The following is a 21,967-nucleotide window of genomic DNA, read 5'->3' on the forward strand; positions in this document are numbered from 1 at the left end:
CGGATCGCAAATTATTGCTTTTTATCGGGTTAGGGCTTGACCTCGAGGGGTGAACCCTACCATTTGTGCCTAGTGAATTTGTAAATTTGAAAGGGGGCCTTCTATGGCTTTTGAACTTCCTGATCTTCCCTATGCCCATGATGCGCTTGCCGATAAAGGTATGTCCAAGGAAACGTTGGAATATCATCACGATCTGCATCACAAAGCCTATGTCGATAATGGCAATAAACTGATTGCCGGCACCGAGTGGGAAAACCAATCGCTCGAAGATATTATTCGGGGCACCTATCAAGCCGGTGCGGTGGCTCAAAATGGTATTTTCAACAATGCCAGCCAGCATTGGAACCACAATCAGTTTTGGGAAATGATGGGGCCAGGCGGCGCTGCCATGCCCACAGAGCTGGTCGCGGCAATCAACGATAGCTTTGGAAGCGTTGATGCGTTTAAATCGGAATTTGCAGCCGCGGGCGCTGGGCAATTTGGCGCCGGTTGGTGCTGGCTTGTCAAAGACGTCGATGGCGGATTGAAAGTGACCAAGACCGAAAATGGCGTGAACCCGCTTTGCTTTGGCCAAACGGCTTTATTGGGCTGCGATGTGTGGGAACATTCCTACTACATCGATTTCCGCAATAAACGCCCGGCCTATCTGTCAAACTTCCTAGATAATCTGGTGAATTGGGAAAATGTTGCCAGCCGCATGTAAGGCTGCGCGCATAAATAAGAGATAAACCTGCCAAATCTTTGTTTGGCAGGTTTTTTCATGAGGGCTGACCCAGACAGGGCTGTGCAAAGGCGCAGGCCTGAACTGGCCCGAGCATGATCATAAGAAAACGGCGAGGCTGCGTGATATGAACAGAACGGCCCAGGGAATTCTTGCCATTCTGGCGGCCTGCGTGATTTGGGGGCTCTCGCCTTTGTATTACAACTTGCTGACGATGGTGCCGCCGCTTGAATTGCTGGCGCAGCGCACCCTGTGGTCTTTTTTGTTTTTTGCTTTGGTTTTGGGGCTGCAGGGCCGGTTTTCTACATTAATTCATGCGCTCGGCAATCGAGGACATGTGATCACTTTATTCGCCGCAGCCTGCGCCATTGCCGTGAATTGGTATTTTTTCATTTATTCGGTACAGATCAATCGCGTCAGCGAGGCAAGCTTGGGCTATTTTATTTTTCCCTTAGTTGCCGTGGTTTTTGGCTTGATTGTTTTCAAGGAAAAGCTCTCTGCCTTGCAATGGGTTGCAGTGGCGCTTGCGGTATTTGCCGTGTTGGTTTTGACCTATGGCTTGGGGGTCGCGCCTTGGTTGGCCTTGGTTCTGTCGCTGAGCTTTGGAACTTATTCGGTTTTGAAAAAGCGCCTGGATTTATCGCCTGTGATCAGCGTCACGCTTGAGGTGATGCTGCTTTTGCCGCTGACGGTGCCCTATCTGGTGATCCAAAATTGGCCCATTCAAGACAGCACTGATAGCTGGCAAATATGGCTTTTATTGATGGGTTCCGGCCCGCTGACTGCAACGCCCTTGATCTTGTTTTCCTATGCAACGCGTCGGATTTCCATGTCGACGGTTGGAATCATGCAGTATATCAATCCCAGCATTCAGTTTTTGGTGGCTTTATTGATCTTTGCCGAGCCTATGACGGATTGGCATTTTTGGGCGTTTTTGATCATTTGGGTTGCCGTGGTGATTTATAGCTGGTCGGGGTTTTCGGCCCGCAACGTTGCCAAATAAGCCAAAACGTTGGTTGCGGTAGTCTGCACCGTGTAAAAATCCCGAAGGCTGGGATCTGCAAATTCTTCTGCAATAAAATGCTCGGCCAATTTTAAAAGCGGATCCCAATAGGCAGCCACGTTCAGGATGATAAGGGGTTTGCTGTGCAGCCCCAATTGACGCCATGTCAGAACTTCAAAAAATTCATCAAGCGAGCCTGCGCCGCCTGGCATCAGCACCACAGCATCGCAATTCATGAACATCACTTTTTTACGTTCATGCATGTTTTCGGTGACAATAAAGCTGCTGAGATCTTGTTTGCCGACTTCAAGCTGCAAAAGATGCGTTGGAATTACCCCAAAGGTTTCGCCACCTGCGGCTTGTGCGGCGCGGGCAACATTGCCCATCAAGCCCACATCGCCTGCACCATAGACCAGTCTCCAGCCCCGCTCTGCAAGCCCGGTGCCCAAAGCGCTGGCCTCTTGGGCATAAATCGGCTTCGCACCGCGGCGCGAGCCGCAGTATACACAGACTGAAAAGCATTGCATTTTGGAGTCCTTTTGCGGCATGTCACACTTTGACCATGTTTACCTGCAGTGTTATGGTCTCTCAATGTTTTATTGGGGTCTGGGGGCTCCGAAGGGTAAATATGCAAGAAAACACGTCGCGCGCCAGGCTGCCTGCTTGGATTTTTTTCGTTTTGGCCATGATTGCGGTTATCGGATTTGTGGTTTTTCAACAAAATCGTCCCTCTGATCTGCCTCCTGAGGCCTCGGTGCAGCCGCCTGAGCAGCCTGTGAATATGGCGATTGAGGCGGTGAAGGATCTCGCAGCACAATCCGAAGAAATAGCGGATGCACCTGAGAAACCGGCTATAGATACGGATGAAACGCCACCAGAAACAGAAGCGGCGCTCGAAAATGGCGCCTCTGCCAAGGCAGAAACGGTTGCCGAAGCACCGCAAGCCGTTGCGGATCGCGACGGCTCGGTTGATCAAAAGCAAGCTGAGGCAGCCATCGATTCGCCGGAAGGTCTAGCGCCCGAACAATCCAAAGCTGAAATCGCCGCGGAAGAGACGCGGGTTACAGAATCAATCAAAGCGCCAGCAGCCGCCGAAGAAGAGGCGGAGATTGTGGTCGAAGACGCTGCCGCTGGTGGTGAAGCTGAGGCGCTCCAAAAAACCGGCGCGGCTGAAGCAGAAACCAACATGTCGAAAACCGCCACTGCTGATGCTGACGCTGAAGCCGAACCTGAGAACCTGCAAAAGCAACCTGCGGCAGACGTGGCGAATCAAGCAGAGGCGCCCGCCACACAGCCTGCCGCTGAGGATGTGGATGCGACAAGATCCGATCAAACGCGCGAAGAGACCACGCAAGCCGCCACCAAAGAGGCGACAGACCTGCCGGCGAAAGAGGAAAAACCCTTGGCAAGGGTGCCACAAATTGAAACAATTCGGATTGAGGCAGATGGTGCTGTTTTGATCGCCGGTTTGGTCGGCCCCAATCAAGCGGTTGATGTGCTGGTTAATGACGTCGCGCTTCTCACGCTTTACGCAGATGGGTCAGGAAATTTTGCAGGGTTTTTTGATTTGCCCTATAGCAGCGAGCTGCGCGTCATTCGGCTACGCGTTGGGACCGCTGAGGCCTATGTTTTTTCCGATCAAGATGTTTTGGTCTTGCCCACGCAGATTGCCGCGCCGCTGCCAGAGGCGAGCGAAACATCTGATGAAGCGGAGATCGAGCTTGTCGAAAACGCAGAGGCAACCTCTGAGGCCACCGCATCCGAGCAGAGCCGGGCAAATGAGACATCGCAAGACGGTTTAGATGCCAGCGGCCTATCAGCCAAAAGCAGCTCGGTGTCCGTCTCAGGGGATGAGGACAGCGATAACCAAAGCGCCTCTGAAGGCGAAACGACCGAAAGCGCGCGCGCCGATCTCGAAAGCCCTAAGGTGCCAAAACCTGCTGATGCGGCCGCGGCAAAGGATGCGGAAACACCAAAAATTACAGATGCTAAGCCCGAAGAAACTGCGTCTGCGCAACCCCCCTCTGAGGCTCCGGTGAAAAGCTTGGCGGATGCTGCTGCGCCGCCAAAAGTTTTAATCGCGGATAAAGACGGGGTTCGGGTTGTACAATCCGATGATAGCCTTGACCAAGACGCCATCGCTTTGGATGCGATCAGCTATGATGAGGATGGCCAAGTTATGCTGTCTGGTCGCAGCAACCCAATGGCTTATCTACGGATTTATCTTGATAACGCACCGGTTCTTTTGGTACGCCCGGATGATGATGGCAACTGGAAAACTTTGCTCAGCAATGTTGATCCGGGGGTTTATACGCTGCGCATTGATCAGGTGAATGCGGCTGGTAAGGTGGTTTCGCGGCTTGAAACACCGTTCAAAAAGGAAAGCCCACAAAAGCTTCTTACCCATCTCCAAGACACCAAAACCGAGGCGCGGATAAATGTGGTTACGGTGCAGCCTGGATATACGCTTTGGGCGATAGCGCGCAAACGGTATGGGCGGGGGATTTTATACGTGCGGGTGTTTGAAGCCAATCGTGATAAGATCCGTGATCCCGATTTGATCTATCCGGGGCAGGTCTTTGATCTACCCGATTAAGGCGTTTCGAATAGGTCTTGCAGGCCTCTTCTGGTGAGAGCTGTACCACGTGTTGAGAAACGGTTCACCAAAACCGTGTTAAAGGATATGTTCCATGTCACCCAGCATAAAATCTGACCGAGAGCTTAATCAGGAAGAAAAGCGCTCGGCTCTGCGCACCATCCGGCGCGTCGGCCCCTATCTGTGGCCGCGGGATAATTCAGCGGTTAAAACCCGCTTAATCGTATCGATGCTGTTGCTGGTGCTGGCAAAGCTCATTTCGGCTGGTACGCCTTTTTTATATGGATATACGGTTGATAGTCTGGTGTCGCCCGATGCGTCTTTATTTGTGATTGGCGCGATTGGATTGATTGTTGCTTATGGACTGGCGCGGGTGCTTAGCAATGGCTTTCAGCAATTGCGCGATGTGGTATTTGCCCCGGTTGCGCAGCGCGCGCTGCGCTCATTGGCGCTGGAAACCTTTCAGCATATTCACAATCTGTCGATGCGCTATCATATCACGCGGCGCACGGGCGGGCTCAGCCGGATTATCGAACGGGGTGTTAAAGGCGTTGAGTTTCTGCTGCGCTATTTGGTGTTTTCAATCGGTCCCTTGGCGTTAGAGCTGGTTTTACTTTCGGTTTTTTTGCTATGGAAACTGGATTTATGGTATGTTCTGGTGTTGTTCGGCACGATTGCGGTCTATGTGTGGTTTACCTTCAAAGTCACCGAATACCGCGTGAAATTGCGCCGAGAAATGAACGAACAGGATACAGATGCGGCGCAAAAAGCCATCGATAGTCTGTTGAATTTTGAAACTGTAAAATATTTTGGCGCCGAAGCGCGCGAGGCCAAACGCTATGATGCGGCGATGGCCGGCTATGAAGCCGCTGCGTTGAAAACCAGTTATTCGCTGGCGGCGTTGAATTTTGGCCAAGCGCTTTTGATCACGGCTGGATTGACGATTGTGATGGTGATGGCGGGCTTACAAGTGCGCGCGGGCGCGCTCACCGTGGGTGATTTTGTGATGGTCAACGCGGTGATGATCCAAATCACCATGCCGTTGAATTTCTTGGGCACGGTGTATCGGGAAATACGTCAGGCCTTGGTCGATATGGGGCAGATGTTTGATCTTTTAGAGCAGCCAAAAGAAATCACCACGAAGCCGGGAGCACCTGATCTGCAGGTCACCGGGGGCAGCATTTCGCTGCGCAATATCGCATTTTCATATGAAGCGGACCGGCAAATTTTGCGCGATGTGTCGCTCGATATTCCAGCCGGTCAGACCGTTGCAATCGTGGGCTCATCCGGATCGGGAAAATCAACCATCGGGCGACTTTTATTTCGGTTTTACGATGTTACGGGTGGGGCGCTCAGCATCGACAATCAAGACGTGCGCGATGTGACGCAAAGCAGTTTGCAAAACGCAATCGGTGTGGTGCCGCAAGACACGGTGCTGTTCAATGATACAATTTTTTACAACATCGCCTATGGGCGCGATGGGGCCAGCCGCGCAGATGTAGAGCAGGCGGCTCGCGATGCCCAGATTCACGCGTTTATCCAATCTTTGCCCGAGGGGTATGATACCGTTGTAGGAGAGCGTGGGTTGAAGCTTTCGGGCGGTGAAAAGCAACGGGTAGGGATCGCGCGTACGCTTTTGAAAAACCCTCCTATTTTGTTGCTGGATGAAGCCACAAGCGCGTTAGACAGCGAGACTGAGCATGAAATTCAAGGCGCTTTGGCGCAAGCGGGCCTTGGACGCACGGTGATTGTGATTGCGCATCGTCTGTCAACCGTGGCCGAGGCCGATATGATTGTTGTGCTCGAAAATGGGGTGGTTGTTGAAACCGGCCGGCATGAGGCATTGCTTGCCAAAGCCGGCCGCTATTATGATTTATGGATGTTGCAAAGCGCTGAGCAAGACAGCGATCAACGCGCCCAAGCCTGAGGCTGCTTGAGTGCGCGCATGCATTCTTCGGGTTTGCGGGGCAAGCTGGCGGATTGGCATTCAGGCGCGCAGGCTTGGCGCGAACCATATCTCGCCGCACTGCATATAGCGTTCCCGATTGATCACGCGCCGCATGGTTCTCCAAGCAGCGGCGTCTGCGAAGCTAGAGGCGCCTTGCCACGCTGCCGGCGGGCTTACTCGGCGGCTTGCAATCCATCAGATGATTTGCCGGTCGCGGTTTTTTTAAGCTTTTGGGCGGCGGGCGTTTCGATGAGGTCATCCCAGATAATTTCTGGTTGTTTGAGGCGTTTTGCCATGCGCTGCAGCGCCCAGTCGCGTGCGATATCGGCTTGCCGTGACGCGCCGAGCACGGCCAGCGCCCGCGCGATCCAAACAATATAGGTAACAATCCAATAGCGCGCGGCCAGCAAAGAGGGGGTAAGCAGCAAGGTTAGAACCGTCGCGATACCCAGCCCGAATACCACCGCCGTGGCCAGTTGTTTCCACCAAAGTGCGGTCGGGCTGTCGATAGAATAGCCGCCATTGATAAAATCAAGGCTCAGCCCAAACATCATTGGCGCCAATCCGGCCATAGTCGTGATGGTTGTGAGCAAAACGGGTCTGATGCGCTGTTCGGCGGTTCTGATAATGGCTTCGATGCGCGGCATATACCGAGAGAGTTCTTGATAGGTATCGATCAAAACAATGTTGTTATTCACCACGATGCCCGCCAGGGCAACGATTCCCGTACCGGTCATAATGATCGAAAAGGCCTGCTGCATCACCAGCATCCCAATCAGAACGCCAACCGTTGATAACACTACGGCTAGCAAAACGATGAACGAATTGAAAAAGCTGTTGAACTGCGCCAGCAGAATAATGAACATCAAGGCCAAAGCCGCGATGAAAGCTTTCGATAGGAACGCTTGGCTTTCGGCTTCATCCTCTTGATCTCCGGTCCATTCCCAACTGACACCTGGCGGAAGCGGATTGGCCTCCAAATAGCGGGTGAGAAAGGCAATCCGTTCATTGGCATTGATCAAAATGTCTTTTTCAACCCCAGCTGCGTCCGTTTCACTGCGCGACAATCCGGGCAGCACGCCGGCTTTGATGTCAAAATACCGTTTTTGATCAATGCGATTAATTTCTGCCAGTTTTTGGACCGGCTTGCGGGTAATGAAATTCGACAAGGGCACCAACCCATCTCGGGTGCGCAATTTTAAACCGTCTAGCGTGCTGAGCACACGGTCTTTTTCGGGAAGGCGCACGCGGATCTCAATTTCTTCATCGCTGGTTTCCACGCGCATCGTATCCAGCAAAATTCCGCGCGTGACCAATTGCACCATGGCCCCAACCGTGGCCACATCGGCGCCATAGCGCCCTGCCTTTTCAACATCGACGTCAATTTGCCAATCAATCCCGGGCAGGGGCCGCGTGTCTTCCACCAAGGTCAACCCTTCGGTTTGGTCAAAAACGCTTCGCATTTCTTGGGTGACGCTTAGTAATTCGGGCCAATTATCCCCCGTCAGTCGCAAATGCACTGGTTTATTACTGGCCGGTCCGCGCTCGATCCCGAGCACTTCTATTTGGATGCCCGGCAGCTGTTCAAGCGCTTCTATAAGCTCTTTCATGATCACATTGCCGTCAAGCTCGGGGCGATCCCGCCGGTTTTCCCATGGGATGGTTTCAAGCTGAATTTGTGCAATCGTGTCTTTGGGCTTTTCAGCGCCTGAAGTATTTTGATTTAACCCACCCGCCCCGGCGAAGGCAAAGACCGATTCAACCCCCGGATGGGCCAGAACGAGTGCTTCGGCCTCTTTGAGGATCCGGTCTTTTTCGGGCAAAGACAGGTTGCCGCGGGCCTTCACATAAACAATCGCTTGCTCGGGTTCGGATTCGACGAAAAATTCCACGCCTCGATTGTTTTCGCCAAAATACTCAAAGACTGAAAAGGCAAAGAAAAACACGCCGAAGATCATCACCAGCGGCATGATCGGATTTGCAACCATCAGCTTCACTAAAAACCCAAAATTGGTACGTCGATAGCCTGAGCGCACCTTTTTTTCCGCGCTGTGAATTTTGGCGGCGCCCATGGTGACGGAAGCGGCAAATGCCGCCAAAAGGAACATAAGCACGCCGGGCAAGGCTGCCATGGCGCCCATACTGGCCGCGTCTAGCCCGAAAAGATAATCTGGATTGACGGTTTGCATCGCGCCAAGGAACATCGCGTAAATGCACATAGGCACCAAAGCCGCGCGCAGGATCCAAGGCAGACGCGCACGCAGCACTGCCGCCGCGCCATCAAAGCCGCGCCCCATCCGCCCCGTCACCCCCCCGACCACCGGTAAATAGACCAAGGCAACGATCAATGATGCTGAAAGAACAAAGATCAAAGTGACGGGTAACATGCCCATGAATTGTCCAGGAACGCCCGGCCAGAATAGCATAGGCAAAAAGGCGCATAAGGTTGTAGCGGTCGAGCTGACCACGGGCCAGAACATGCGTTTGGCGGCCTCTACATAGGCCCGCATTGGACCTTCGCCTTGGGTGATGCGCTTATCGGCATATTCCACCACGACGATTGCCCCATCCACCAGCATGCCCACCGCCAGAATCAGGCCGAACATCACAATGTTTGAGATCGTAATGCCCATAACCGCGAGCAAAACGAAGCAGAGTAGAAACGATGTGGGTATTGCAAAGCCCACCAAAAGCGCGGCCCGCGTTCCCAATGATGCCAGCACAACGATCATCACCAAGGCAATGGCCGTGAGCACCGAGCCTTCGAGCTGCGACACCATGCTGGCCACCACGCGCGATTGATCGTTTGAGCTGCCAATATCCACTGCCGCGCGCAGTTCTGGGGGCCAGGTAGCTTCGGCTTCTTCAATCAGGGCGCGGATCGCCGCGGCAGTTTTGATTAAATTAAAGCCTTTGCGTTTCACCACTTGCAACGCCACGGTTGTTTCGCCGTTATAGCGTGCGGTTCCAACACGGTCTTCAAAAGTTAGACGAATATCCGCCAAATCGCCCAGCGTGATGACGCGATCACCATTGGTTTTGACAGGCAAATCGTAAATATCGCGCGGCTCGTCAAAGCTTGAGGGGATCTTGACTGAAAACGAGCCCTGCGCGGTATCAACTTCACCCGCTGCGATCAATTGGTTGTTGTTGCGGACGACCGAAATAAGCTCTCCCGCGGTGACATTATAGGCCTCTAACCGCAACGGATCGATCACAACTTCCATCATTTCCTTGCGGTTTCCGGCGATCACAGCCTCTAGAACCGCATCCATACCTTCGATTTCTTCTTGTAGATCTTCAGCGATGCGGGTCATCGTGCGCTCGGGCACATTGCCGGTAAGATTCACGATAATGATCGGAAATTCAGAAAAGTTTATTTCATTGATTGAATATTTTTCGGCGCCTTCGGGAAATAAAGCTTCCGCCGCATTCATCGCATCGCGGGCATCGGCCATGGTTTTGGCTTTATCCCAGCCAAATTCGAATTCGATTGCCACACCGGCATAGTTTTCCGCGGCGGTTGCGGTCATTCTTTTTAACCCGTCAAGGTCCGCCAATTCGGTTTCTATTGGCCGCACCAAAAGCGCTTCACTATCGGCGGCGGAAATGCCCGGAAAAACCACCGAAACGAACAGCACGGGGATTTCGATGTCGGGCTCGCCCTCTTTTGGCAATGTGGTATAGGCAAAAATGCCCGCCGTCAGCGATAACGCAATCATCGCAAGGATCATGCGGGCGCGTTCAGCGGCCCAGTCGACGAGGCTGGTCATTGAACAGCCTCACGATAGCTTGGCGCGACAAGAACGCCGCTATTCACGTATTCTTGGCCCACCAAAATAACCGTTGCTTGATTTGGCAAGCCTTTCAACCAAGCCCCCTCAGCGGTATCGCGCAACAACGTGACGGGGACGAAATCAGCCCGTTTTTTTTCGTCAATGAGGCGCACGCCTAGGCGCCCGTCATCGTTCAGAGTCAAGGCGGATTGGGGCAGTAAATGCGCCATTGTCCCCTCTGAGGCCACCATAATTTCCGCTGTTTGGCCATCGCTTATGGACAAGTTTGGGTTGGGAACATCAATATCAATTCGAAACGTTCGGGTGAGCGTATCGGCCGAGCGCGATACGAAGCTCACTTCGCCTACCACTTCTTGACCCGAAATCAGCTTGCTGCGCGCTTTGGCCCCCAGCGTAACGCGGGCGATATCGGTTTCGGGGACATATCCGACCAGTTTGATAGGATCTAATTGGATGATCGTGGCGCATAAGGCACCGGGCTGCATCAGACTGCCCAGCTCGGCACTATCGGTTTCAAGAAGGCCGTCAAAGGGGGCCTTTAAGGTTAATTTATCAATCTCTTGCTCGGCAACCGCCACGCCAGCTTCGGCGCTTTCAATCAAAGAACGGGTGGTGCTGAACGCCGCCTTGGCTGCCGCGATGCGCGCTTCGGCTGTGCGCATACCGGCTTCTGCTGCCGCAACACGGGTCTCCGAGGCAAAGCCGCCTTTTGATAGCTTTTCGGCCGCATTAAGGTTGATTTCGGCTTCTTGCTGCTTGGCTTGTGCTTCGGTGAGGTTTGCCTGATTGCCCGCAACCTTGCCGCGCGCCTCGGCCAGCCGTGCCTTTGCATCTGTGAGCTGCGCGTTGCGGGTGCCGGGGGCCAGTTGACATAGAATATCGCCTTTGGTTATCTGGCTGCCCTTGCGTAGGGGCTCTGAAATTATTTGACCCGTGGTTTCCGCGCGCAGTTCGACTTGCCGCGCCGCCTCGGTTTGCCCGCGTAAAATCACCGCGCTGTCGAATTCAACGGCTTGGGATTTGATTGCAATCACTTTGATTGCTAGATCTTGCTCGGCTTCTTCACCCTCTTGCGCCTTTTGCTGCGCTTGTGCGGTGGCTGGCTGTTGGGTTTCAGCGATGTTTGTCAGATCATCGCCGGGCGTTACCTTGGCAGAGTCGCCCCCTGCCTGATCGGTGGGAAGGGCTGCATCGAGCAAGGTTTTAATTGGAGCCCCTTTTGAGACTTTAATCACCGCGTCGCGCTCAAAAACCAGCAGATATAGCGCCCCTGCCACAATAATAGCGGATAATAATGATATCACGCGCATGCTCAACAACTCCTACTTGTACAGAACACTTAAAAGGGCCAATGCATGGTTTATATCCTGTGCAACACGGTATTTAGACCTTCTGATTTCAAATAGGCCTTTGTTATACATGTTGCAAGGTTTGCGCCCGTCTTTCGCTCTTGGCAGTTGCCAGAAGACAAGGTAAGACGAGGCGGTGAAGAAAAAAGAGGCATATTGTGAGTGAAACCGACAGTTTTATCGATGAAGTGAACGAAGAGGTCCGCCGTGACCGGCTCTATGGTGCGCTGCGCCGGTATGGCTGGATTGCCATTTTGGCGGTTCTGGCGATCGTCGGCGGGGCCGCTTTCAACGAATATCGACGCGCGTCGGATCTGGCGCTTGCGCAGCAGCGGGGCGATGCGATTTTGCAGGCTCTGGAAACGGATACGGGCGAAAGCCGGAGCGCCGCGTTGGGCGAGATTGCAACCGAAGGCAGCGAGGTTTCAGCGCTTGTCGGGCTGTTTCGGGCGAGCGAGCTTGTGATGATGCAAGATGCCGCCGCGGCCTCGGATGTTTTGGCTGCACTTATATCGCAAGAAAGTATCTCGGACTTCTATAGCGATTTGGCTCTGTTCAAACAGCTGCTGCTGGAAGAAAGTGGGCTGGATGCATCAGCGCGCCGCTCTGGGTTTAAGCAATTGTCAGCTGCGGGCAATCCTCTGCGGTTGCTTGCCCAAGAGCAATTGGCGTTGTTGGATCTTCAAGAGAATGACGAGATCGCAGCCGTAAAGCGGTTAAAAGAGTTGTTGCAGGATGCGGAGATGACGCAGAATTTAAGGCAACGGTTAAGCCAACTGATGGTTGCGTTGGGGCAAGACCCTAACGCAGTGGATGGTTAAACTGGTGGCCGAGCAGTGATGCAGGTAATCAGCCATCGCTTCGGTATAGCTTTAGCGCTTGTGTCCAGCATTGTTTTGGCAGGCTGCAGTGACCGTGAGGTCATCTTGCCGGGCAAGCGCGAGCCGATATTAAAATCAGAGCCATCGGCAACTGAGGGTGCCGGCACCCTATCGACCCCTAAAGCCTTCGCGATGCCAAGGCAAAAAAACAATCTGGCTTGGCCGCAAGGCCATGCAAGCCCGTCTACTCAAGTTGTTCATGCGGCTCTGTCCGCGGCGCCAAAGCTGCTTTGGACGCTTAGCGTTGGGACCGGCGATCGGGCTCGAAATCGGATTACCGCGGATCCGATTGTGGCCGAAGGCATCGTTTTCACCTTAGACAGCCTTTCTGTGTTGACGGCAACATCCACCGCTGGCAGCCGGCTTTGGTCGCGTGATTTGACGCCGAGCTTTGAGCGCGCGGGCGATGCGGATGGTGGCGGAATTGCTTATGGGGATGGTGTTGTTTTTGTATCTACCGGATATGGGGTGCTGCATGCGCTTGATCCCAAGAGCGGCAGTGCGCTTTGGAAACAAGAGCTCAAAGGCTCGGGCAATGGGCGGCCCAGCTATTTTGACGGTGTTGTTTATTTGGTCAGCCAAGATTCGGTGGCTTGGGCGATCGAAGCTGCAACAGGGCGAATTCGCTGGCAATTGGACCATCTGAGCGATGTCAATAATATGAGCGGGTCAACGGGGCCTGCCATATCGGAAAAATTAGCGGTATTTGGCTTTGGCGCGGGAGATTTACAAGCTGCCTTTCGGGGCGGAGGCCTGACCCTTTGGAACGCGACATTGGCCGGCGGGCGCAGCGGCCGTGCGGTGGCCACTATTGATGATATCGCGACAAGCCCGGTGATCAGTGGCTCGACAGTTTTTGCAGCGAACAGTTCGGGGCGGATTGCCGCGATGCACCTTGATAGCGGAGCGCGCCTATGGACAGCGCCTTATGGTGCAAGATCGCTACTTTGGCCGGCCGGCGGCTCGCTGTTTTTTGTGAATGACCTGGGTCAATTGATGCGGTTGGATGCAACCGATGGCTCAAAAGTTTGGTCGGTTGATTTGCCGGGCTTTGTGTCACTGAGGCAAACAAAAAGTAAAGATGTTGTGCCCCATCACGGGCCGGTTTTGGCCGGTGGGCGGTTGCTGCTTGCCTCGGGCGATGGTTTGTTACGCCAATTTGATCCCGAAACCGGCGCAGAGCGCAGCGCCATACGCCTCGGATCAGGCGCGACGGCCAATCCGATTGTTGCTGATGGTATCCTATATGTCTTGTGTAGGGATGGTAAGTTAAGGGCCTATCGCTGAACCATTAGGTGGTGTAACAGCGTTCAGGCCGCTTTTTGGAGCAAAAAATGAGTTTTTCACTTGCCATTGTTGGCCGGCCCAATGTAGGAAAATCAACGCTGTTCAATCGCCTTGTGGGCAAACGGTTGGCGTTGGTTGATGATCAACCCGGGGTCACGCGCGATTTGCGCGAAGGTCAAGCGCGTCTTGCCGATCTGCGCTTCACGGTGATTGACACGGCGGGTCTGGAAGAAGTGACCGATGATAGTTTACAGGGCCGTATGCGGCGCTTGACTGAACGCGCTGTGGATATGGCGGATGTTTGTTTGTTTATGATTGATGCGCGCGTTGGCGTGACCCAAACCGATGAAATGTTTGCCGATATCCTGCGGAAACGCGCAAAACACGTGATTTTGGGCGCCAATAAAGGTGAGGGTGCTGCCGCAGATGCCGGTGTTCTTGAGGCTTGGGCTTTGGGTCTTGGTGAGCCGTTGCGCTTATCGGCTGAACATGGCGAAGGGATGACCGATCTGCTAAGATGTTTGATGCCATTGGCCGATGACTTCAAAGAGCGTGCGCGGGATGAGGCGGCTGATACGGATATTGATATCGAAGAGTCTGACGCTGAGGATGCTTATCGCGCGCCCACAGCGAGCAAACCATTGCAAGTTGCGGTTGTCGGTCGTCCAAATGCTGGAAAATCCACCCTTATCAATCAGATCTTGGGAGAAGATCGTTTGTTGACCGGCCCAGAGGCCGGTATCACCCGCGACGCGATTTCGCTACAGATTACCTGGGGCGGCGTGCCGATGCGGGTCTTTGATACCGCTGGTATGCGCAAAAAGGCGAAGGTTCAGGATAAGGTCGAAAAACTCTCTGTGAGCGATGGATTACGCGCGGTGAAATTTGCCGAGGTTGTGGTGGTGCTGTTAGATGCGGCGATTCCCTTTGAGCAGCAGGATCTGCGGATTGCTGATCTGGCAGAGCGCGAGGGCCGTGCGGTGATCGTGGCGATCAATAAATGGGATATCGAAGATCAAAAGCAGCAAAAATTGAAAGATTTAAAAGAATCCTTTGAGCGCCTTTTGCCTCAATTGCGCGGCGCCCCCTTGATCACAGTATCTGCCAAAACCGGCAAAGGCTTAGACCGTTTGCAAGCTGCGATCATGAGCGCGCATCGGGTTTGGAACCGCCGCGTCAGTACCGCGAACCTAAACCGTTGGTTAAGCGGCATGATAGAGGCGCATCCCCCCCCGGCACCTAATGGGCGCCGGATCAAATTGCGCTATATGACGCAGGCCAAAACGCGCCCCCCGGGGTTTATCGTGATGTGCTCGAATCCGGATAAAATGCCGGAAAGTTATTCGCGCTATTTGGTGAATGCGCTGCGCGTGGATTTTGACATGCCCGGAACGCCGATCCGACTCACTTTGCGCTCACAGGCGGATAAAAACCCCTATAAAGATCGCAAGAAATCTGCGCCCTCGCGGTTGAAGAAACATTTGTAGCGATTGGCTGAGGCGGCACTTATGCCAGCTGACCCTCAGTGTTTAGGCTTGTTTTCCCGCCCAGATAGGGATGCAGCACCGCCGGCAATGCCACCGATCCATCGCTTTGCTGGCCATTTTCAAGCACGGCAATCAAGCAGCGCCCTACCGCCAACCCAGAGCCATTTAAAGTATGCAAAAAGGCCGGTTTGCCGCCCCCGGAGGGTTTGAACCTTGCGTTCATACGTCGGGCTTGAAACGCGCCGGTCGTCGAAACCGAACTGATTTCGCGATATGTGTTCTGCCCGGGCAACCACGCTTCGATATCATAGGTGCGCTTGGCGCCAAACCCCATATCTCCAGTGCATAGCAGCATGGTGCGATAGGGAATATTCAGCTGTTCCAAAAGATCTTCGGCGCAGCGCAGCATCCGTTTTTGCTCGTCATCAGACGTCTCTGGATGGGTGATTGACACCATTTCTACTTTTTCAAACTGGTGTTGGCGCAGCATGCCAGAGGTGTCTTTGCCCGCGCTGCCCGCTTCAGAACGGAAACAAGCCGTATGCGCTGTCATCCGGATCGGCAACGCGCTTTCGTCTAATACATCGCCTGCAACCGAATAGGTTAAGGTGACCTCCGAGGTGGGAATTAGCCACCAGCCATTGGTGGTTTGATAGCTATCTTCCCCGAATTTGGGCAGTTTATCCGTGCCATACATGGCGTCATCGCGCACCAGAACCGGGGTTTGCATTTCCGTTAACCCATTTTGGTCAACATGCGTATCGAGCATGAATTGCGCCAAAGCACGATGAAGTCGCGCCACGCCTTTTGACAGGTTCACAAACCGGCTACCGCTGGTTTTTGCCGCTGTTTCAAAATCCATAGCTGCGGCTACCGCGGTGATATCGAAATGCTCTTTTGGCGCAAAAGAAAACGCAGTTGGCGTACCCCATCGGGCGATTTCAACATTCTCGTTTTCATCGCGGCCTTCGGGCACATCCTCGGCGGGCAGATTTGCAATCCGGGCCAAACGATCGCTCAATTGCGCATCTAGATCTTTGGCCGCGGTTTGCATCGTGGCAACCTCGGCCTTTTTGGCGGCAACCAAGGCCCGTAAACGCTCAAATTCGGCATCATCGCCGCGGCCCTTTGCAGCGCCCACCTCTTTTGAGGCTTTGTTTTGCTCGGCCTGTGCACTCTCTGCTGCCTGAATTTTTGCGCGCCGCGCCTCGTCAAGCGCCAAAAGCTCTGAGGAAACCGGTGCATCGCCTCGGCGCGCAAGCGCGGCGTCAAACGCGCTGGGGTTTTCACGGATGATGCGAATATCGTGCATGTCAGGCTTCCTTTGGTTCGTGACTCGCGTGCTCGCTCTTATGCACCAGTTGCGCGGCCAAGTGTAGAGGGGTTTGAGGATGTATTTGTTCAAGTTCTTGCGCTTATGCGGAGCCGATCCCTTGCAAAGCGTTGGACCAGCGCATAGGTTCCGCCAAACACGCAGCCAGACAGGAAATCATTATGGACGCCATTGCTCAATTTGTACCCTTAATTCTTATTTTTGCGATAATGTATTTTCTGCTGATCCGCCCGCAGCAAAAGAAGGTAAAAGAACATCAGGCTATGGTCGGTGCGGTGCGCCGCGGGGATCAAATTGTGACCCAAGGCGGCTTGATTGGAAAAGTGACAAAAGTAAAAGAAGATAATGAGCTTGAAGTTGAAATTGCTGATGGAGTGAAGGTCAGAGTTGTGCAAAGCACACTTGCCGATGTGCGCAGCAAAACAGAGCCCGCGAATGACGCTTAAGCGCCGATAAAGCGTTTGACGATCGCAAAAGTTTAGAGGGAACCGACTATGTTACAAATTGATCTGTGGAAACGGATCGTTATTTGGGGGCTTTGCATTATCGGTTTGTTCCTTGCCCTTCCGAATGCGTTTTACACCCGTGTTGAGGGCTATAATGATACCAAGGCTGGGTTAATATCCGCCGATGCCGCGCAAGACGGCTTCTCCTGGCCAAGTTTTTTACCCGCATCTTTGGTGAATTTGGGTCTTGATTTACGCGGCGGTGCGCATCTTTTGGCTGAAGTTCAGGTTGAGGATGTCTATGCGGCCCGCATGAAGGCGCTGTGGCCGGATCTGCGCGATGCGTTGCGCGCCGAAAGGGCAAAGATCGGTACGATCCGCCTGCAAAAAGGTCCCATCGATCAATTGCGGGTGAAAATCTCACAAGCTGACCAGATTGCCCATGCGGTTTCTGCCGCAGAAACATTGAGCAAACCCGTTGTTTCTCTAAGCAATGCTGGCGCGCGCGACCTTGAGGTCATCAGCGATGGTGATACTGTGATTGTTACTTTGTCCGAGGCTGAGCGTGCGCTCACCGATCAGCGCACTTTGCAGCAAGCGTTGGAAATTATCCGGCGCCGCGTTGATGAAGTGGGCACGCGCGAACCAACTATTCAACGCCAAGGCGCGCGGCGGGTGTTAATTCAAGTGCCAGGCATCGGCTCGGCGTCAGAATTAAAAGAGTTGATTGGAACAACCGCTCAACTGACCTTCCAACCGGTTATTTCGCGCAGCGGCAATCCTGATGTTGATCCTGGATATGGCAATGAGGTGCTGCCCGATCTGACCGATGCCGATCAGTTTTATGTGCTTGAGGCGGCGCCGGTTGTGACAGGTGAAGATCTGGTTGATGCGCAGCCTAGCTTTGATCAAAATGGACGACCTGCGGTAAATTTTCGGTTCAATCCATCGGGTGGGCGCCGTTTTGGGGATTACACAGCGGATAATATTGGCAGCCCTTTTGCCATCGTTTTGGACGGCGAAGTGATCAGTGCGCCAACGATCCAAAGTCACATATCCGGCGGCTCTGGGATTATCACGGGAAACTTTTCGGTTGAGGAAAGCACCAATTTGGCGGTGCTGTTACGAGCAGGCGCGCTGCCCGCGGGGTTGGAATTTTTAGAAGAACGCACGATCGGGCCCGAGCTCGGCGCGGATAGTATTCGCGCCGGTAAAATCGCCTGTATCGTCGCCTTTGCCGCTGTGCTGGTCTTCATGGTTCTCAGCTATGGGCTGTTCGGCTTATTTGCCAATGTGGCTTTGATCGTGAATGTGGGGTTGATTTTCGGACTTCTTAGCTTGGTCGGCGCAACGCTGACTTTACCCGGGATTGCGGGAATTGTTCTGACCATCGGGATGGCGGTAGATGCGAATGTTTTGATCTTTGAGCGCATCCGCGAAGAACTTGTATCAGCCAAAGGCCCCGCGCGTGCGATTGAATTGGGCTATGAAAAAGCCCTGAGCGCCATCATCGATGCCAATATTACCACCTTTATCACAGCGGTCATTTTGTTCGTGATGGGATCGGGTCCGGTACGTGGCTTTTCGATCACGCTTGGCTTGGGCATTTTGACCTCTGTCTTCACCGCGATCTTCGTGACCCGCCTGTTGGTGGTGATGTGGTTTGAGCGGCGTCGACCCAGAACATTGGAGGTGTAAAGATGCGCCTAAGACTCGTTGCTAAAAATACAAATTGGGATTTTTTTGGGAAAACCAAAATGTCGCTGGCAGTGTCCGCGATCTTACTAATCGTTTCTTTGACCTCTTTCTTGATGCAAGGATTGAATTTCGGGATCGATTTTCGTGGCGGCACAACGATTCGGACCCAAAGCGTGCAAATGGTGGATGTTGCGGCCTACCGGTCTACCCTTGGGCAATTGAACTTGGGCGATGTCACCATCTCTGAAGTGTATGACCCCAGTTTCCAAGATGATCAAAATGTGGCGATGATCCGAATACAAGCCCAAGACGGCGAAGAATCCGTATCCGCCGATATCATCCAAAATGCCTTGGCGGCATTGCAGAGCGAAGCGCCTGATATTGCGTTTGTTTCGGTTGAAAGCGTGGGGCCAAAAGTGTCGGGTGAGCTGGTTCAAACGGCCGTTTTGGCAGTGATTTTGGCGATTGTGGCTGTTTTGATTTATATTTGGTTGCGCTTTGAGTGGCAGTTTGCGCTGGGCGCCGTTGCGGCTTTGGTACATGATGTGTTGCTTACGATCGGTGTGTTTTCGGTGGTTCAAATCAAGTTTGATTTGGCGATTATTGCGGCATTGCTCACCATTGTTGGCTATTCCCTGAACGATACGGTGGTGGTGTTTGACCGCGTGCGTGAGAACCTGCGCAAATATAAGAAAAAAGCTCTGCAAGACGTTTTAAACCTGTCTATAAATGAAACCCTGAGCCGCACATTGATGACCTCTGTGACCACCTTTCTGGCGCTGATCGCGCTCTTTGTGTTGGGCGGGGATGTCATCCGCGGGTTTGTTTTTGCGATGATCTGGGGCGTTTTGGTTGGCACCTATAGCTCAGTATTCGTGGCGTCTGTAATGCTGTTGCGCCTTGGGGTAAAGCGCGATTGGTCTAAACCCAATGCCGAAGCAGGGACACAGGTGCCCCAATAATGCTATCCGCCGGGCTCGCCGAGGCGGTCGCGTTAGATGGCTTGGTATGGCTGGTCTTGGCGGCGTTTCTAGCAGGCTTGATCCGTGGCTTTTCAGGGTTTGGCTCTGCGATGGTTTTTCTTCCCGTTGCGGGGCAGTTTGTATCACCGATCTGGGCGCTTTCGATTTTGGCGGTGATGGATTTATTCGGGCCTTTGCCCTTATTGCGCGCCGCGAGCAAGAAGGTGGTGGCCACCGATTTAATTCGCTTGATCGCAGCCATGCTGCTTGTGCTGCCGCTGGCGCTTTGGGTGCTCAGCCGCAGCGAGCCAATTTTATTTCGTTATCTGGTCTCAGGTTTGACGCTTGCCTTATTGGCTTTGCTTTTAAGTGGGCTGCGTTTGCCTGCTAACCTGCCCAAGCCGCTATTATATATGGTGGGAGCTATTTCCGGCGCGACGGGGGGATTGGCAGGGCTGCCTGGCCCGCCGGTGATTTTTTATTTTATGGCCAGCCCTTATGCGGCGGATCGCGTGCGGGCCAATACGTTGATTTATCTATTCTCGTTTGATGTTTTAATCTTGATGGTGATGATTTTGGGCGCATATCTGCAGTTTGTTCCAATTCTCATCGGGCTGATGCTGGCCGCGCCCATCGCTTTGGGCAATTTGGCAGGGGCCAAGATTTTCAATCCTGAATACGAAAAGATCTACCGCATCATAGCCTTTTGTCTGATCGCATTTTCTGCCATACATAGCCTGCCAATTTGGGAATAGAGACGCACCATGAGGTTAAATGAAATCAGTTATAATGATGCCAGCCCGATTGATGGTTATGGGCCGGGCTTTTTTCGCGTTGGCGGCAAGGTGCACCATGATGCGCTTTTGCTCAGTGGCGCGGGCACCAGCGCTTGGGCTGGTTTCGAAGATGTGGTTCAAATTCTATCACTGGCGGGCCAAATAGACGTGCTACTTGTTGGGACGGGGGCAGAAATCTCATATATTCCGGCCGAGTTTCGCAGGCCATTGGAAGAGGTTGGCATTGGGGTTGAAGTGATGAGCAGCCCGTCCGCCTGCCGGACATATAATATTTTATTGTCTGAGGGGCGCCGCATCGCGGCCGCGCTGCTGCCCGTGGGTGGCGCCGATCAAGCTGCCGATCAGAGTTAAGTGCCATGGCGGTGTCGGGTCATCCTATTTTGCAAGTCGAAGATGTCAGCGTGGCGCGCGGTGGTCAGGTCTTGTTGAAACACGTAACCTTTGCCCTAGAGCCGGGCGCCGCCTTGATTTTAAAAGCGCCAAACGGCTTTGGAAAAACAACTTTGCTGCGCACCCTGGCTGGTCTGCAGCCTGTGCTGTCAGGGCGGGTGCATTTGGATCCCGACACGGCTGTTTATGCGGGCCATACGGATGGCTTGAAGCCCACATTATCAGTTGTAGAAAACCTGCGCTTTTGGGCGGATATTTTTGGAACAGAGACAATCACAGACAGTTTGAGGCTTTTCGAATTAGAGGCGCTGCAGACGCGCCTTGCAGGCAGTTTATCCGCGGGTCAGAAACGCCGCCTGGGGCTGTCACGCCTGTGGCTTGCGAAAAGGCGCGTGTGGTTATTGGACGAGCCCACGGTTTCGTTGGATCAGCAGGCGGTGGGGCAATTTGCAGCTATGGTTGGCGCGCATCTTCAGGCCGGGGGCGCGGCGGTGATTGCCACGCATATTGACTTAGGCTTGGATGCACGGGCGCAAATCTTGGATTTGGCACAGTTCAAGGCTAAGGGCGCAGCGCTGGAACGCGCAGATGAGGCTTTTTTATGAACGCGCTTTTGCTGCGGGATCTTCGGCTATCAATCCGAGCCGGGGGCGGTTTCGGGCTTGGTTTGGCGTTTTTCTTAATTTTGACTCTATTGGTTGCCTTTGGGCTTGGGCCAAATCCGGCCTTGCTGTCTCAAGCGGCGGCCGGGTTGCTGTGGATCGGGGCTTTATTGGCCTGTTTGCTGTCGCTCGATCGCATCTATGCTTTGGATTTTGAAGATGGGTCTTTGGATTTACTGGCAACCGCACCCATTCCCTTAGAGACCGTTGCAGCTGTTAAAGCCCTGGCGCATTGGCTGACCACTGGCTTGCCATTGGCGTTTATTGCCCCCCTGCTTGGTTTGATGTTGGATCTGCCGGTTGCAGGATTTCCCTGGCTGGTGGGCTCTTTGCTGCTGGGCACGCCCGCGCTTAGTATGATTGGCACTTTTGGCGCAGCATTGACCGTAGGGTTGAAACGCGGGGGGCTGCTCTTGTCCCTTTTGGTTTTACCGCTTTACGTCCCGACGTTGATTTTTGGCGCAGAGGTGGCGCGGCGCGGGGTAGAGGGTCTTCCGCTTGCCACGCCCGCGCTGCTGCTCGCGGCAATATCTTTGGCCTCGGTGGCATTATTACCGATCGCTGCGGCAGCGTGTTTGCGTATCAATCTGCGCTAATGATCAGCTGTTTA

18 protein-coding genes are annotated in these 21,967 nt (G+C 53.6%); 14 read left to right on the top strand and 4 right to left on the bottom strand.

Annotated elements, in window-relative coordinates:
- The first annotated feature begins 103 nt into the window (after positions 1–103).
- A complete protein-coding gene (locus tag GN241_05440; protein ID XAT56856.1) occupies positions 104–703 on the top strand; it encodes a superoxide dismutase in 600 nt (199 codons plus the stop codon).
- Positions 704–848: 145 nt separating this feature from the next.
- Positions 849–1,724 (top strand): EamA family transporter RarD, encoded by an 876-nt coding sequence (gene rarD / locus GN241_05445; GenBank protein ID XAT56857.1) that lies wholly within the window; start codon positions 849–851, stop codon positions 1,722–1,724.
- On the opposite strand, the gene GN241_05450 is transcribed toward rarD, so the two are convergent.
- A complete protein-coding gene (locus tag GN241_05450) occupies positions 1,682–2,251 on the bottom strand; it encodes a TIGR00730 family Rossman fold protein (protein ID XAT56858.1) in 570 nt (189 codons plus the stop codon). The two genes, rarD and GN241_05450, sit on opposite strands and share 43 nt — an antisense overlap.
- A 29-nt stretch (positions 2,252–2,280) precedes the next feature.
- Here GN241_05450 and GN241_05455 point away from each other — a divergent pair, with 29 nt between their 5' ends.
- On the top strand, positions 2,281–4,320 hold the full coding sequence (locus GN241_05455) for a LysM peptidoglycan-binding domain-containing protein (protein XAT56859.1): 2,040 nt from the start codon (positions 2,281–2,283) through the stop codon (positions 4,318–4,320).
- A 94-nt stretch (positions 4,321–4,414) separates the two neighbouring features.
- Positions 4,415–6,247 carry an ATP-binding cassette domain-containing protein gene (locus GN241_05460; GenBank protein XAT56860.1) on the top strand — a complete coding sequence of 611 codons (1,833 nt, stop codon included), beginning with the start codon at positions 4,415–4,417 and terminating at the stop codon, positions 6,245–6,247.
- A gap of 194 nt (positions 6,248–6,441) precedes the next feature.
- On the opposite strand, the gene GN241_05465 is transcribed toward GN241_05460, so the two are convergent.
- Together GN241_05465 and GN241_05470 are read right to left on the bottom strand one after the other, a co-directional pair.
- The gene (locus GN241_05465; protein ID XAT56861.1) at positions 6,442–10,041 is read right to left on the bottom strand and encodes an AcrB/AcrD/AcrF family protein; all 3,600 of its coding nucleotides are present in this window, start codon (positions 10,039–10,041) and stop codon (positions 6,442–6,444) included.
- On the bottom strand, positions 10,038–11,375 hold the full coding sequence (locus GN241_05470) for an efflux RND transporter periplasmic adaptor subunit (GenBank protein ID XAT56862.1): 1,338 nt from the start codon (positions 11,373–11,375) through the stop codon (positions 10,038–10,040). Before GN241_05470 ends, GN241_05465 begins: the two co-directional genes overlap by 4 nt.
- A gap of 197 nt (positions 11,376–11,572) precedes the next feature.
- On the opposite strand from GN241_05470, the gene GN241_05475 reads away from it, so the two are divergent.
- From GN241_05475 to GN241_05485, 3 genes are read left to right on the top strand one after another with little or no spacing between them, the layout of a single operon-like run.
- Positions 11,573–12,235: a hypothetical protein gene (locus tag GN241_05475; protein XAT56863.1), complete on the top strand. Its 663-nt coding sequence runs from the start codon at positions 11,573–11,575 to the stop codon at positions 12,233–12,235.
- 18 nt (positions 12,236–12,253) lie between these two features.
- Positions 12,254–13,582: a PQQ-binding-like beta-propeller repeat protein gene (locus GN241_05480; GenBank protein ID XAT56864.1), complete on the top strand. Its 1,329-nt coding sequence runs from the start codon at positions 12,254–12,256 to the stop codon at positions 13,580–13,582.
- Positions 13,583–13,629: 47 nt separating this feature from the next.
- Positions 13,630–15,069, top strand: a complete 1,440-nt coding sequence (locus tag GN241_05485) for a ribosome biogenesis GTPase Der (GenBank protein ID XAT56865.1) — start codon at positions 13,630–13,632, stop codon at positions 15,067–15,069.
- A gap of 19 nt (positions 15,070–15,088) precedes the next feature.
- Here GN241_05485 and serS read toward each other — a convergent pair whose 3' ends face one another.
- On the bottom strand, positions 15,089–16,381 hold the full coding sequence (serS, locus tag GN241_05490; protein ID XAT56866.1) for a serine--tRNA ligase: 1,293 nt from the start codon (positions 16,379–16,381) through the stop codon (positions 15,089–15,091).
- Between the two features lie 182 nt (positions 16,382–16,563).
- Between serS and yajC the strand changes: the two genes are divergently transcribed.
- From yajC to ccmB, 7 genes are read left to right on the top strand one after another with little or no spacing between them, the layout of a single operon-like run.
- Complete coding sequence (gene yajC, locus GN241_05495) at positions 16,564–16,848, top strand: preprotein translocase subunit YajC (protein ID XAT56867.1); 285 nt, start codon at positions 16,564–16,566, stop codon at positions 16,846–16,848.
- A 48-nt stretch (positions 16,849–16,896) separates the two neighbouring features.
- A complete protein-coding gene (gene secD, locus GN241_05500; GenBank protein ID XAT56868.1) occupies positions 16,897–18,546 on the top strand; it encodes a protein translocase subunit SecD in 1,650 nt (549 codons plus the stop codon).
- A gap of 2 nt (positions 18,547–18,548) precedes the next feature.
- Positions 18,549–19,508, top strand: a complete 960-nt coding sequence (gene secF, locus GN241_05505; GenBank protein XAT56869.1) for a protein translocase subunit SecF — start codon at positions 18,549–18,551, stop codon at positions 19,506–19,508.
- Positions 19,508–20,263: a TSUP family transporter gene (locus tag GN241_05510; protein XAT56870.1), complete on the top strand. Its 756-nt coding sequence runs from the start codon at positions 19,508–19,510 to the stop codon at positions 20,261–20,263. Before secF ends, GN241_05510 begins: the two co-directional genes overlap by 1 nt.
- Before the next feature lie 9 nt (positions 20,264–20,272).
- Positions 20,273–20,656 (top strand): hypothetical protein, encoded by a 384-nt coding sequence (locus GN241_05515; GenBank protein XAT56871.1) that lies wholly within the window; start codon positions 20,273–20,275, stop codon positions 20,654–20,656.
- 5 nt (positions 20,657–20,661) lie between these two features.
- Positions 20,662–21,300: a heme ABC exporter ATP-binding protein CcmA gene (gene ccmA, locus GN241_05520; GenBank protein ID XAT56872.1), complete on the top strand. Its 639-nt coding sequence runs from the start codon at positions 20,662–20,664 to the stop codon at positions 21,298–21,300.
- Entirely contained in the window at positions 21,297–21,953 is a 657-nt protein-coding gene (gene ccmB, locus GN241_05525) for a heme exporter protein CcmB (GenBank protein XAT56873.1), read from the top strand. The genes ccmA and ccmB overlap by 4 nt, the downstream gene beginning before the upstream one ends.
- Positions 21,954–21,967: the final 14 nt, after the last annotated feature.

This window comes from Rhodobacteraceae bacterium IMCC1335 (genome assembly GCA_039640495.1).
Taxonomy (GTDB): domain Bacteria; phylum Pseudomonadota; class Alphaproteobacteria; order Rhodobacterales; family Rhodobacteraceae; genus Thalassovivens.